Annotated in this window: 16 protein-coding genes (1 of these 16 running past the window's edge); 15 read left to right on the top strand and 1 reads right to left on the bottom strand. The window is 40.6% G+C overall.

The window, feature by feature from the left end; genetic code table 11:
• From csfB to rsmI, 13 genes are all read left to right on the top strand, one after another.
• Positions 1-79, top strand: partial view of an anti-sigma-G factor gene (gene csfB / locus BGM23_RS00880; RefSeq protein WP_003243294.1) — the end only. It extends 116 nt beyond the left edge of the window; 79 of the gene's 195 nt are visible here — the last part of the coding sequence; its start codon lies beyond the left edge, outside the window; its stop codon occupies positions 77-79.
• Positions 80-198: 119 nt separating this feature from the next.
• Complete coding sequence (locus BGM23_RS00875; RefSeq protein WP_003242630.1) at positions 199-813, top strand: 5-bromo-4-chloroindolyl phosphate hydrolysis family protein; 615 nt, start codon at positions 199-201, stop codon at positions 811-813.
• Between the two features lie 18 nt (positions 814-831).
• Positions 832-1,992, top strand: coding sequence for a toxic anion resistance protein (locus BGM23_RS00870; protein WP_029726396.1), 1,161 nt, complete (start codon positions 832-834; stop codon positions 1,990-1,992).
• Between the two features lie 81 nt (positions 1,993-2,073).
• A complete protein-coding gene (locus BGM23_RS00865) occupies positions 2,074-3,516 on the top strand; it encodes an aminotransferase class I/II-fold pyridoxal phosphate-dependent enzyme (RefSeq protein WP_029726395.1) in 1,443 nt (480 codons plus the stop codon).
• Positions 3,513-4,151 (top strand): dTMP kinase, encoded by a 639-nt coding sequence (tmk, locus tag BGM23_RS00860; RefSeq protein WP_003243137.1) that lies wholly within the window; start codon positions 3,513-3,515, stop codon positions 4,149-4,151. Before BGM23_RS00865 ends, tmk begins: the two co-directional genes overlap by 4 nt.
• 73 nt (positions 4,152-4,224) lie before the next feature.
• Complete coding sequence (gene darA, locus BGM23_RS00855) at positions 4,225-4,554, top strand: cyclic di-AMP receptor DarA (RefSeq protein WP_003242755.1); 330 nt, start codon at positions 4,225-4,227, stop codon at positions 4,552-4,554.
• A gap of 12 nt (positions 4,555-4,566) precedes the next feature.
• Positions 4,567-5,007, top strand: a complete 441-nt coding sequence (locus tag BGM23_RS00850; protein ID WP_009966249.1) for a YaaR family protein — start codon at positions 4,567-4,569, stop codon at positions 5,005-5,007.
• Between the two features lie 11 nt (positions 5,008-5,018).
• Positions 5,019-6,008, top strand: a complete 990-nt coding sequence (gene holB, locus BGM23_RS00845) for a DNA polymerase III subunit delta' (protein WP_003244417.1) — start codon at positions 5,019-5,021, stop codon at positions 6,006-6,008.
• Between the two features lie 2 nt (positions 6,009-6,010).
• Entirely contained in the window at positions 6,011-6,838 is an 828-nt protein-coding gene (gene ricT, locus BGM23_RS00840; RefSeq protein ID WP_003243571.1) for a competence/sporulation regulator complex protein RicT, read from the top strand.
• Positions 6,839-6,852: 14 nt separating this feature from the next.
• On the top strand, positions 6,853-7,212 hold the full coding sequence (yabA, locus tag BGM23_RS00835; protein ID WP_003218308.1) for a replication initiation-control protein YabA: 360 nt from the start codon (positions 6,853-6,855) through the stop codon (positions 7,210-7,212).
• A 58-nt stretch (positions 7,213-7,270) separates the two neighbouring features.
• Positions 7,271-8,014: a tRNA1(Val) (adenine(37)-N6)-methyltransferase gene (locus tag BGM23_RS00830; RefSeq protein WP_003244526.1), complete on the top strand. Its 744-nt coding sequence runs from the start codon at positions 7,271-7,273 to the stop codon at positions 8,012-8,014.
• Complete coding sequence (locus BGM23_RS00825; protein WP_003242983.1) at positions 8,001-8,300, top strand: GIY-YIG nuclease family protein; 300 nt, start codon at positions 8,001-8,003, stop codon at positions 8,298-8,300. Before BGM23_RS00830 ends, BGM23_RS00825 begins: the two co-directional genes overlap by 14 nt.
• The gene (rsmI, locus tag BGM23_RS00820; RefSeq protein WP_019712967.1) at positions 8,275-9,153 is read left to right on the top strand and encodes a 16S rRNA (cytidine(1402)-2'-O)-methyltransferase; all 879 of its coding nucleotides are present in this window, start codon (positions 8,275-8,277) and stop codon (positions 9,151-9,153) included. The genes BGM23_RS00825 and rsmI overlap by 26 nt, the downstream gene beginning before the upstream one ends.
• Positions 9,154-9,201: 48 nt before the next feature.
• On the opposite strand, the gene abrB is transcribed toward rsmI, so the two are convergent.
• Positions 9,202-9,492, bottom strand: a complete 291-nt coding sequence (gene abrB / locus BGM23_RS00815; RefSeq protein WP_003226760.1) for a transition state genes transcriptional regulator AbrB — start codon at positions 9,490-9,492, stop codon at positions 9,202-9,204.
• Between the two features lie 494 nt (positions 9,493-9,986).
• Between abrB and metG the strand changes: the two genes are divergently transcribed.
• Positions 9,987-11,981 carry a methionine--tRNA ligase gene (gene metG / locus BGM23_RS00810; protein ID WP_029726394.1) on the top strand — a complete coding sequence of 665 codons (1,995 nt, stop codon included), beginning with the start codon at positions 9,987-9,989 and terminating at the stop codon, positions 11,979-11,981.
• Between the two features lie 79 nt (positions 11,982-12,060).
• Positions 12,061-12,828 (top strand): TatD family hydrolase, encoded by a 768-nt coding sequence (locus BGM23_RS00805; RefSeq protein WP_029726393.1) that lies wholly within the window; start codon positions 12,061-12,063, stop codon positions 12,826-12,828.
• Positions 12,829-12,860 lie beyond the last annotated feature (32 nt).

Below are 12,860 nucleotides of genomic sequence, written 5' to 3'. Positions count from 1 at the left end.
TACATCAACTTCTGATCCTGACTATGCGTTTTACGTAAAAAAACTAAAGAGCATTCATACACCGCCATTATATTCATAGACCTGAAAAGGTCTTTTTTTGTACTCTTAATAATAAAAAGAAGATGAAACTTGTTTAAGGATTGAACGTAGTAGATAATAATATTAAAACTGAGTATAGACACAGGAGTCGATTATCTCATGCAGAGATTTTTTCACTTTTTGGTGTGGAGTTTAACTAGCAGTGCGACTTTTGTTTTCATTGGAATATTGAGCTTTTTTGGTTTAAACCAGTCGATTTTTTTATCTATTGTTTATGGGCTTGCTTCTGGAGCAGCCGTATATATAGCTGGCATCTGGAATGCAAGACGGTTATTTCTTAAAAAGCATGAATTGACAGGAAGAGAGTATGCTTACATTAAGAAAAACTTAGAGGAAGCAAGGCAGAAAATGGTCCGTCTTAGGAAAGCCTTGTTTCAGGCTAAAAGCATTCAAATGTTTAAGCAAAATGCAGAAATGCTAAGGATTGTGAGAAGGATTTATCTCCTCACCAAAAAAGAGCCAAAGCGGTTTTATCAGGCAGAACGATTTTTTTATCAAACTCTCGATTCGGTTGTTGAATTGACAGAGAAGTATGCTTTTCTATCATCTCACCCAAAAAAAAGCAAAGAACTGTCGATGTCGTTAAGTGAGACACGCATCACTCTTACTGAATTGACCAAGCGTTTAGAGGAAGATTTAACTCAAGCAATGGGTGATGAAATTGACGAGTTGCAGTTTGAATTAGACGCAGCAAAACATTCATTAAAGAAATAAGGGAAGAGGGTAAGAGCGATGAACCGAGACCAAAGCGACCTTCATATAGATGAATTATTGGCAGATCCTTTTGGTGGTAACATAGAGATACCAGGTTCGGAGGCTGTAAAAGCAGAGAAAGAGCAAGTACGGCTTGTTGATGTTCTTCCTGAGGAAAACAAGGAAAAAGCAATTCAGCTTGCTGGACAGATTGATCATAAAAATATGCAAAGCATTGTCTTATACGGTTCACAAGCTCAATCTAAACTGCTGAACTTTTCTCATGATATGATTAATCATGTTCAAAAGAAGGATGTCGGGGAGATTGGCGAAATACTTGGAGAGCTGATGAAAAAGCTGGAGCAAGTAAATCCTGATGATCTCCAATCTAAGAAAAAGGGTTTTTTGGCACGCATGTTTGGAAGAGTATCAAGTTCTCTTCAAGAGGTGCTGTCTAAATACCAAAAGACCAGTGTGCAGATAGACAAAATCAGCTTGAAGCTGGAGCACTCTAAAAATGCTTTAATCAGTGACAACAAGCTGTTAGAGCAGTTATATGAAAAAAATAAAGAATATTTTGCCGCGCTGAATGTTTATATTGCTGCAGGAGAACTGAAGCTGGAGGAATTAAAAACGAAAACAATTCCTGAACTGAAGCAACAGGCTGAATCGAGTGATCATAACCAAATGGCCGTTCAAGAGGTGAATGATTTAATTCAATTTGCTGACCGGTTAGATAAAAGGGTGCATGATTTGCTGCTGAGCAGGCAAATTACAATCCAAAGTGCACCGCAAATCAGGCTGATTCAAAATACAAACCAAGCGTTAGCTGAAAAGATTCAGTCATCCATTGTGACAGCGATTCCGCTATGGAAAAATCAAGTTGCCATTGCACTGACGCTTTTAAGGCAGCGCAATGCAGTGGATGCACAACAGAAAGTATCTGATACAACCAATGAGCTTTTGCTGAAAAATGCGGAGCTTTTAAAAACCAATACAATTGAAACTGCACGGGCAAATGAAAGAGGCCTTGTTGATATAGATACCTTGAAGAAGGTGCAGGAAAGCTTAATAAGCACGCTTGAAGAAACACTGACTATACAAGAAGAAGGACGAATCAAACGCCGTCAGGCAGAAGAAGAGCTGATGATGATGGAAGGCGACCTAAAGCAAAAGCTGCTTACAATAAAGGAAAGATAGTTACCAGTAAGTCTGGCTTTAAGTTCTGTCAGAGGCACGATATAATAAGGTGTAAGAAGACACATTCAAAGGATTGTTTTCATGAACACACCTTTATATAAAGCATTAATTCAACATGCGAGAAGAAATTCTCATTCATTTCATGTTCCGGGACATCACAATGGAGATGTCTTTTTTGATGACGCTAAGTCAATATTCGATCCGCTTCTCACCATTGATGTAACTGAACTGGCAGGACTGGATGATCTCCATCATCCTTCCGGGGTGATTAAAGAAGCTCAAGAGCTTGTCAGTCAATTATATGGATCGGCGGAAAGTTTTTTTCTGGTAAATGGTACGACTGTCGGAAACTTAGCGATGATTTTATCTGTTTGTGAACCTGGTGATACAATTCTGGTTCAAAGAAACTGTCATAAGTCTGTATTTCATGCTGTTGATTTGGCCGGTGCTGAGCCGGTTTATCTTGCACCTGACGTTGATTCAGCGATGCATGTGCCTACGCATGTTCCGCTTGGAACAATTAAAGAGGCCCTGGCAGCATATCCAGATGCAAAAGGCTTGGTACTGACCAATCCGACATATTACGGACATAGTGCTGATTTGACTGAGATCATTACTGAAGCCCATCATTACGGGATTCCTGTTTTGGTCGATGAAGCGCATGGCGCACATTTTATTTTAGGTGAGCCTTTTCCGGTCACAGCTTTAAAAATGGGGGCAGATATTGTTGTTCAGTCGGCCCACAAAACGTTGCCAGCCATGACGATGGGTTCTTATTTGCATCTCAACAGCAGCTGCAGGATTAACAGGGATCGGGTGGCAGAGTATTTAAACCGATTACAAAGCAGCAGCCCGTCTTATCCGATTATGGCTTCGTTAGATATTGCCCGCGCTTATGTACAGCATATTATAGAAGAACAAAAGCTTTCTGACATTCTGCAGCGGATAGAAACACTTAAACAAACGTTTGATTCACTTACAAATGCAGAAGCTGTTAACCCTGCTAATCCACTGATCATCACGGATCCGCTAAAGCTCACAATTCGTTCAAAACGCGGGCATTCTGGCTATACGCTGCAAAGCATTTTAGAGCGTGCCAACATATTCACTGAGCTTGCTGATGAAAATCAAGTTCTGCTCGTTCTCCCATTGGGAGGAAAACGGAGAATAAACGCTGAAATCATTAGAAGCATCGATGAAGAGATTGAGAAAACGCCTCCGGATCAGACGTTTGTTTCTGCAGAATGGGGTGTGCAGCCTGTTACTGTCTTGCCTTATCCAAAAAAGGTCTTACATTCGTTTAAGAAAGAATATGTGAGCTTTGAGGAAGCAGCTGGCCGGCTTAATGCAGAAGATATCATCCCTTATCCTCCGGGTATCCCGATGATTATGGCGGGAGAAAGAATAACAAAAGAAAGTGTGCAAAAGCTCAGCCGCTTGATCAGCATGAAAACGCATGTTCAAGGGAATATGAAAATCAAAGAGAAACAACTACTTGTTTATATAGAAGAGGAGAAATCATGAGCGGTTTATTTATTACATTCGAAGGTCCTGAAGGTGCAGGGAAAACGACTGTTCTGCAGGAGATCAAAAACATACTGACAGCAGAAGGCCTTCAGGTTATGGCAACTCGAGAGCCAGGCGGAATAGATATTGCAGAACAAATTAGAGAGGTTATTCTGAATGAGAACAATATATTAATGGACCCAAAAACAGAAGCTCTCTTATATGCGGCTGCAAGACGCCAGCATTTAGTTGAAAAAGTAAAACCTGCTTTAGAACAGGGGTTTATCGTTCTTTGCGACAGATTCATAGACAGTTCTCTTGCGTATCAAGGATATGCAAGAGGGCTTGGAATTGATGAGGTTCTGTCCATTAATGAATTTGCCATTGGAGATATGATGCCCCATGTAACGGTTTATTTTTCAATTGATCCGGAAGAAGGACTGAAGCGTATTTACGCAAACGGCTCACGGGAGAAAAACAGGCTCGATTTAGAGAAACTGGACTTCCATACAAAAGTACAAGAAGGTTATCAAGAGCTGATGAAGCGATTTCCGGAAAGATTTCATTCAGTTGATGCCGGGCAATCCAAAGACCTCGTCGTTCAGGATGTTCTAAAGGTGATCGATGAAGCGTTGAAAAAAATTCAATTGTGACCTGTTTCCCAATAGTTGATATAATAATGTAAACGAGATCACGTTGTTTCCAATCTAAAGGAGGCCTTCACAGATGAAATTGATAGTGGCAGTTGTACAAGATCAGGACAGCAACAGACTTTTGAAAACCTTAACGGATCACAACTTCAGAGTCACAAAGCTTGCAACGACAGGAGGATTTCTTAAATCAGGCAATACAACGTTTATGATCGGTGTCGAGGATATACGCGTCAATAAAGCGTTGAGTCTCATTAAAGAAAACGGGCAGAAACGTGATCAGATGATTGCCCCTGTATCTCCAATGGGTGGAAATGCTGATTCCTATGTCCCTTATCCAGTCGAAGTTGAAGTTGGCGGAGCGACAGTATTTGTCCTTCCAGTCGATGAATTTCATCAATTTTAAGGATCTGAAACTGTGAAAATTAATAAAGATATACGTACATTTATAGATAATAAGCAGATTCCCTCTGTGAAAACATCTGAGATCACAGCATCGTTTAAAACATCAATGGAAAACCAAAGCAGCAAAATGAAGCTTGATCAGCTTACCAGGCTGTTATCTGATATAGAAGCATTTGGAAAAAGGCTAACGAAATCTCGGAATTTTAAAGACTTAGCGAGATTTAAAGGACTTGTGAAACGTTTTGTCAAAGAAGCTGTGGACAGCGGTCTTTCACATGAAACATCGAAAAGCTTTGACCTTTACGGGAACAGCAGAACGCTGGGACTTGTGAAAGAAATAGATGACAAATTGATACAGCTTACGGAAGAGATGATGGATCAGGAAAAACCGGCAATTGATTTGCTGGAGCGTATTGGCGAAATAAAAGGTTTATTAATTAACCTTTACACATAGAGAGTGATACAATGGCAATATCCTGGAAGGAAATGAACGAGCTTCAGCCCAGAGTGATGAAGCTTTTATATAATAGTATTGAGAAGGACAGACTATCACACGCTTATTTGTTTGAGGGGAAAAAAGGAACAGGCAAGCTTGATGCCGCGCTGCTTCTTGCAAAAAGCTTCTTTTGTCTGGAGGGTGGCGCGGAGCCTTGTGAGAGCTGCCGAAACTGTAAACGGATAGAGTCAGGGAACCATCCTGATCTCCATCTTGTTCAGCCTGATGGCTTATCAATCAAAAAGGCGCAAATTCAAGCGCTCCAAGAAGAGTTTTCTAAGACAGGACTTGAATCGCATAAAAAGCTGTATATTATTTCGCACGCAGATCAAATGACAGCAAATGCGGCGAACAGCCTGCTGAAATTTTTAGAAGAACCGAACAAAGACACAATGGCCGTCCTCATCACTGAGCAGCCCCAAAGGTTATTGGATACCATCATTTCAAGATGCCAAACCCTTCCTTTTCAGCCTTTGCAGCCGAAAGCAATTGAAGACAGACTGATCGAACAGGACGTCTCGCCTCATATGGCAAGGCTTCTGGCCAACATGACTAATAATGTAGCAGAAGCAGTCGAATTAAGTCGAAATGATGAGTTTGCAGAGTCTAGAGCGAAAGTGATAAAATTGTATGAAGTCCTACACCAGCGGAAAGGACATGCTTTTTTCTTTATTCAAGATCAATGGATGCCCTTTTTCAAAGAAAAAACCCATCAAGAAATGGGTCTTGATATGCTCTTATTGATATATCGTGATGTGTTGTCCATCCAAATAGGAAATGAAGATAAATTGATTTATCAAGACTTATTCCAATCAATAAAACAGCATGCGCTACAATCAACACAACAAAGCGTTACGAATCAGATACTTGCTGTTTTAGAAGCAAAGAAACGGCTTCATTCCAATGTGAATGTACAAGGATTAATGGAGCACTTGGTGTTAATGTTGCAGGAGGGATAAGCTTGTACAATGTAATTGGTGTCCGCTTTAAGAAAGCGGGTAAAATATATTATTTTGATCCGAATGGATTTCATATAGAACATGACAGCTGCGTAATTGTAGAAACTGTCAGAGGCGTTGAGTACGGCCAGGTCGTAATTGCAAATAAACAGGTGGATGAGCATGATGTGGTGCTTCCCCTTCGAAAAGTGATACGTGTGGCAGACGATCGCGATCTTCTCATTGTAGAAGAAAATAAACAGGAAGCACTATCAGCATTTGATATCTGCCAAAAGAAAGTGATTGAGCATGGCTTGGATATGAAGCTGGTCGATGTTGAATTCACGTTTGATCGCAATAAAGTCATTTTTTACTTCACTGCTGACGGCCGAGTCGACTTTAGAGAGCTTGTAAAGGATTTGGCTTCTATCTTTAAGACAAGAATTGAGCTGCGCCAAATCGGAGTGAGGGATGAGGCAAAAATGCTCGGAGGAATCGGTCCTTGCGGAAGAATGCTTTGCTGTTCAACGTTTCTTGGAGATTTTGAACCCGTTTCCATTAAAATGGCCAAGGATCAGAACTTGTCTTTAAATCCTACGAAGATTTCGGGTCTTTGCGGACGATTGATGTGCTGTCTAAAATATGAGAACGATGAGTATGAGACGGCAAAAGAACAGCTTCCGGATATAGGAGAAATGATTACGACAGCAAACGGTCCCGCGAAGGTCGTCGGACTAAATATTCTGGAACGGGTGCTTCAGGTGGAACTGATAAACCGTGAAAAAGTGATAGAATATACTTGGGAAGAGCTCTTGGAAGAGGGCGTCGTATCCGCACAAACCACAGATTAACGAGGTGTGGAACCTTGGATAAAAAAGAGTTATTTGATACAGTCATTAACTTAGAAGAACAAATTGGTTCACTGTACCGGCAGCTGGGGGATTTGAAGCAGCATATCGGTGAGATGATTGAGGAAAATCATCATTTACAGCTTGAAAACAAGCATTTGCGCAAACGGCTGGACGATACGACGCAGCAGATTGAAAAGTTCAAAGCTGATAAAAAAGAATCAAAAACACAGAAGACAGAGCAAACTGATATAGGGGAAGGATATGATAATCTGGCACGTCTGTATCAAGAAGGATTTCATATCTGCAATGTCCACTATGGTAGTGTTCGAAAAGAAGATTGTCTTTTCTGTCTGTCATTCTTAAATAAAAAATAGGGAAAAGGCTTCCGCATAAGACGGGAGCCTTTTTCAAAGGTACTGAAAGGATAAGAAGATGGTTTCATTACATGATGATGAAAGATTAGATTATTTGCTGGCAGAGGACATGAAAATCATACAAAGCCCAACAGTGTTTGCTTTTTCGTTGGACGCTGTGCTTCTGTCCAAATTTGCGTACGTTCCGATTCAAAAAGGGAAAATTGTTGATTTATGCACCGGCAATGGTATTGTGCCGCTGCTGCTCAGTACAAGATCAAAAGCAGACATTCTGGGAGTCGAAATTCAAGAAAGACTGCATGATATGGCTGTTCGCAGCGTGGAGTATAATAAGTTGGACGATCAGATCCAGATCATACATGATGACCTGAAAAACATGCCGGAGAAACTTGGACATAATCGATATGATGTTGTCACCTGCAATCCGCCGTATTTTAAAACGCCGAAACAAACTGAACAAAACATGAATGAGCATCTCCGAATCGCAAGACATGAAATCCACTGCACGCTGGAGGATGTCATTTCAGTCAGCAGCAAACTGCTCAAGCAAGGGGGAAAAGCAGCTCTTGTTCACCGGCCGGGAAGGCTTCTGGAGATTTTTGAACTGATGAAGGCTTATCAAATCGAGCCGAAACGTGTACAATTTGTCTATCCGAAGCAAGGGAAAGAAGCCAATACCATTCTGGTTGAAGGTATCAAAGGCGGGCGTCCAGATTTGAAAATTCTTCCTCCCTTATTCGTTTATGATGAACAAAATGAATATACAAAAGAAATCAGGACCATTTTATATGGAGACAAATAACCATTTCTTCTACGTCGTGAAATGTAAAGACAATAGCTGGTATGCCGGGTATACCAACGATCTGCATAAACGAGTGAAAACACACAATGATGGAAAGGGCGCAAAGTACACAAAAGTAAGACGTCCGGTTGAATTAATTTTTGCCGAGAGCTTTTCAACAAAGCGGGAAGCTATGCAGGCGGAATATTATTTCAAAAAACTAACTCGGAAGAAAAAAGAGCTTTATATAGAAGAAAAGCGGAACAGCAAGGAGGCTGTATATGTTAAGGCGCCAAATGAGCTTTAATGGAAAGTCGGACATGGGGATTCTTTACTTGGTCCCAACCCCAATCGGAAATCTAGAGGATATGACATTCCGGGCGATCGACACGCTGAAATCAGTGGATGCGATTGCTGCGGAAGATACGAGGCAAACGAAAAAGCTTTGTCATGTATATGAAATTGAAACACCGCTCGTCAGCTATCACGAACACAATAAAGAAAGCAGTGGGCACAAAATTATTGAATGGCTGAAATCGGGAAAAAACATTGCTCTTGTCAGTGATGCCGGTCTGCCGACGATTTCTGATCCAGGAGCCGAAATTGTAAAAGATTTTACGGATATAGGCGGTTATGTTGTTCCGTTGCCGGGAGCAAATGCTGCATTAACAGCTCTTATTGCATCAGGTATTGTACCGCAGCCTTTTTTCTTTTACGGTTTTCTCAACAGACAGAAAAAAGAAAAGAAGAAGGAGCTTGAAGCCCTTAAAAAACGGCGGGAAACGATCATTTTTTATGAAGCGCCTCACAGATTGAAGGAAACCTTGTCAGCGATGGCAGAGATATTAGGAGATCGGGAAATTGCTGTAACGCGTGAACTCACTAAGAAATATGAAGAGTTTATCCGAGGAACGATATCCGAGGTCATTGGATGGGCAAACGAGGATCAGATACGCGGCGAGTTTTGTCTTGTTGTAGAAGGAAGTAATAATGAAGAGGTAGATGAGGAAGAACAATGGTGGGAAACCCTCACTGCGAAAGAACATGTCGAGCATTACATCTCGAAAGGCGCTACGTCTAAAGAAGCCATTAAAAAAGCAGCAGTCGATCGCAATGTACCAAAGCGTGAAGTGTACGATGCTTACCATATTAAGCAATAAAAAAACGTTCTTGTGTCATAACAAGAACGTTTTTTGTACAAGAAATGATTATTTAAGGTTTTGAAGCTGGTTTTGGATTTCGCTGATGATTTGCTCAGCGCCTTCTTTACTAAGAACCAATTTACCGCCTGCAAGTTTAAGGTTATCATCAGAAACTTCACCAGTTACTTGGCAAGTCATGTTTGGTTTATATTTTTTAAGGATGATTTTTTCATCATCAACATAGATTTCAAGAGCATCTTTTTCTGCGATTCCAAGAGTACGACGCAGTTCGATAGGAATAACTACACGTCCTAATTCATCAACTTTACGTACAATACCAGTAGATTTCATAAACATTCTCCTCCCAAGAGATACTTATTTGTTTAAATTATATTTTTCTTCGTCATTATTCGACAAAATCCTTACCTTCATAGCATAACAAGGTTTCCAATAATCGTCAATCATTTTGTTTACTATTGATTGTAAGAATTAGTTCTTATAGTCAGTAATGTCTTAGAAACTACCGAAATAACAGCATTTTATAAATATTTAATAAAGCTATTATCCTACTAAAAATCCTTTTAAATCAAGACTTTCGAACCAAAGTTTTTTATTTCATTTGATTATATACGACAAAATTCGACACGAACAGACTTTTTTTATTTTCATTAAAGATTTTTAATTTTAATTATTCTTTTTCAGGGCGTATGTATATATTCTTGATCTTAAAGGCTAAGATGGTATCATAGATAAAGGATAAATATAAATAATATTCATATATGATTTGCACTTATCGCCGCTCTCGTCCTTTGGGCGGGAGCTTTTTGACATTCTGATTAGGAGGTTTCAAGATGCCGCAAGAAAACAATACATTTTATATTACAACACCGATTTATTATCCGAGCGGAAAATTACATATCGGCCATGCATATACGACAGTCGCGGGAGATGCAATGGCACGTTACAAAAGATTAAAAGGGTTCGATGTTCGCTATTTAACGGGAACGGACGAGCATGGACAAAAGATCCAGCAAAAAGCTGAACAGGAAAACATTACACCTCAGGAGTATGTGGATCGTGCAGTGGCAGATATTCAAAAACTGTGGAAGCAGCTTGAAATCTCAAACGACGACTTTATCCGCACGACAGAAAAACGGCATAAAGTTGTCATTGAAAAAGTGTTTCAAAAGCTTCTTGATAACGGGGACATCTATCTTGATGAGTATGAAGGCTGGTACAGCATCCCTGATGAAACGTTCTACACGGAAACTCAGCTCGTTGATATTGAGCGGAATGAAAAGGGAGAGGTCATCGGCGGAAAAAGCCCTGACAGCGGTCACCCAGTTGAATTGATCAAAGAGGAATCTTATTTCTTCCGCATGGGGAAATACGCGGATCGCCTTCTGAAATACTATGAAGAAAACCCGACATTCATTCAGCCAGAATCACGCAAAAACGAAATGATTAATAACTTTATCAAACCTGGACTTGAGGATTTGGCAGTATCACGTACCACTTTTGATTGGGGCGTGAAGGTGCCGGAAAATCCAAAGCATGTTGTATATGTTTGGATTGACGCACTATTTAACTATTTAACGGCACTTGGTTATGATACAGAAAATGATGAGCTTTATCAAAAATATTGGCCTGCCGATGTTCATTTAGTCGGTAAGGAGATTGTACGGTTCCATACCATTTACTGGCCAATTATGCTGATGGCTCTGGATCTTCCGCTGCCGAAACAGGTATTCGCGCATGGCTGGCTTTTGATGAAAGACGGAAAAATGTCGAAATCAAAAGGAAACGTTGTAGATCCGGTTACATTAATTGAACGCTATGGTTTAGACGAGCTTCGCTATTACCTGCTTCGTGAAGTGCCGTTCGGATCTGACGGTGTTTTCACGCCGGAAGGATTTGTTGAGCGAATCAACTATGATTTAGCGAATGATTTAGGAAATCTATTGAATCGTACTGTTGCGATGATCAATAAGTATTTTGACGGACAAATTGGTTCTTACAAAGGTGCTGTTACGGAATTTGACCAAACGCTCACTTCGGTTGCTGAAGAAACAGTGAAAGCTTATGAGAAAGCAATGGAAAATATGGAGTTCTCGGTAGCACTTTCGACTTTATGGCAGCTCATCAGCCGCACAAACAAATACATTGATGAGACAGCTCCATGGGTGCTTGCGAAAGATCCGGCAAAAGAAGAAGAATTGCGATCCGTTATGTATCATCTCGCTGAATCATTGCGTATTTCAGCGGTACTGCTTCAGCCATTCTTAACAAAAACACCGGAAAAAATGTTCGAGCAGCTGGGCATTACCGATGAATCTCTAAAAGCTTGGGACAGCATTACAGCTTTCGGCCAGCTGAAAGATACAAAAGTACAAAAAGGCGAGCCATTGTTCCCTCGTTTAGAGGCAGAAGAAGAAATTGCTTACATCAAAGGGAAAATGCAAGGTTCGGCACCAGCGAAAGAAGAAACAAAAGAAGAAGAGCCGCAAGAGGTCGATCGTTTACCTGAAATTACGATTGATCAATTTATGGATGTAGAGCTTCGCGTAGCTGAGGTCATTGAGGCAGAGCCAGTGAAAAAAGCAGACCGTTTATTGAAGCTGCAGCTTGATCTTGGTTTTGAAAAGCGCCAAGTGGTATCCGGCATTGCGAAGCATTATACGCCTGAAGAGCTTGTTGGAAAAAAACTCGTTTGTGTAACAAATCTAAAACCGGTTAAACTCAGAGGAGAGCTTTCTCAAGGTATGATCCTTGCAGGAGAAGCAGACGGCGTTTTAAAGGTCGTGTCTATCGATCAGTCGTTACCAAAAGGCACAAGAATTAAATAATGATAAGACAAAAGGTGTTTCACGTGTAACAATTCGTCGAACACCTTTTGTGTTTCGACAAGAAAGGAGTTTTTCACTTATGTTGTTTGACACTCACGCGCATTTAAATGCAGAACAATATGATACTGATCTTGAAGAGGTTATTGAACGGGCAAAAGCTGAAAAAGTTGAACGAATTGTCGTAGTTGGTTTTGACCGTCCGACGATTACCCGTGCGATGGAAATGATTGAGGAATATGATTTTATTTATGCAGCCATTGGCTGGCACCCTGTTGACGCTATTGACATGACAGAGGAAGACTTAGCGTGGATTAAAGAGCTTTCTGCTCATGAGAAAGTGGTAGCAATAGGGGAAATGGGACTGGATTATCATTGGGATAAATCACCTAAAGATATTCAAAAAGAGGTGTTTAGAAAACAAATCGCCTTAGCGAAAGAGGTCAATTTGCCTATTATCATTCATAACCGTGATGCAACGGAGGATGTCGTGACCATTTTGAAAGAGGAAGGCGCAGAAGCTGTGGGCGGAATCATGCACTGCTTTACAGGAAGTGCGGAAGTGGCAAGAGAATGCATGAAAATGAATTTTTATTTATCATTTGGGGGACCGGTGACATTTAAAAATGCGAAGAAACCGAAGGAAGTAGTGAAGGAAATTCCCAATGACCGGCTGCTGATTGAAACGGACTGCCCGTTTCTCACACCGCACCCTTTCCGCGGGAAAAGAAATGAGCCAAGCTATGTGAAATATGTGGCAGAACAAATCGCCGAATTAAAAGAAATGAACTTTGAAGAGATTGCTTCCATCACGACTGAAAATGCGAAAAGACTTTTCCGTATAAACTGACAAAAAACGCTAGCGGGTTTTGTAAGAGCTTG

It is taken from the genome of Bacillus sp. FJAT-14266 (genome assembly GCF_001719225.1).
Lineage (GTDB): Bacteria > Bacillota > Bacilli > Bacillales > Bacillaceae > Bacillus > Bacillus subtilis.
Note: the sequence above shows the minus strand (reverse complement) of the source record. Positions and strands in the feature narration are given on the sequence as shown.

Bases quoted from the DNA above. Each gene is read 5' to 3' on its own strand.
- BGM23_RS00875 (WP_003242630.1), top strand. From the start codon at position 199: ATGCAGAGATTTTTTCACTTTTTGGTGTGGAGTTTAACTAGCAGTGCG.
- BGM23_RS00870 (WP_029726396.1), top strand. From the start codon at position 832: ATGAACCGAGACCAAAGCGACCTTCATATAGATGAATTATTGGCAGAT.
- BGM23_RS00865 (WP_029726395.1), top strand. From the start codon at position 2,074: ATGAACACACCTTTATATAAAGCATTAATTCAACATGCGAGAAGAAAT.
- tmk (WP_003243137.1), top strand. From the start codon at position 3,513: ATGAGCGGTTTATTTATTACATTCGAAGGTCCTGAAGGTGCAGGGAAA.
- darA (WP_003242755.1), top strand. From the start codon at position 4,225: ATGAAATTGATAGTGGCAGTTGTACAAGATCAGGACAGCAACAGACTT.
- holB (WP_003244417.1), top strand. From the start codon at position 5,019: ATGGCAATATCCTGGAAGGAAATGAACGAGCTTCAGCCCAGAGTGATG.
- BGM23_RS00830 (WP_003244526.1), top strand. From the start codon at position 7,271: ATGGTTTCATTACATGATGATGAAAGATTAGATTATTTGCTGGCAGAG.
- BGM23_RS00825 (WP_003242983.1), top strand. From the start codon at position 8,001: ATGGAGACAAATAACCATTTCTTCTACGTCGTGAAATGTAAAGACAAT.
- rsmI (WP_019712967.1), top strand. From the start codon at position 8,275: ATGTTAAGGCGCCAAATGAGCTTTAATGGAAAGTCGGACATGGGGATT.
- abrB (WP_003226760.1), bottom strand. From the start codon at position 9,492: ATGTTTATGAAATCTACTGGTATTGTACGTAAAGTTGATGAATTAGGA.
- metG (WP_029726394.1), top strand. From the start codon at position 9,987: ATGCCGCAAGAAAACAATACATTTTATATTACAACACCGATTTATTAT.
- BGM23_RS00805 (WP_029726393.1), top strand. From the start codon at position 12,061: ATGTTGTTTGACACTCACGCGCATTTAAATGCAGAACAATATGATACT.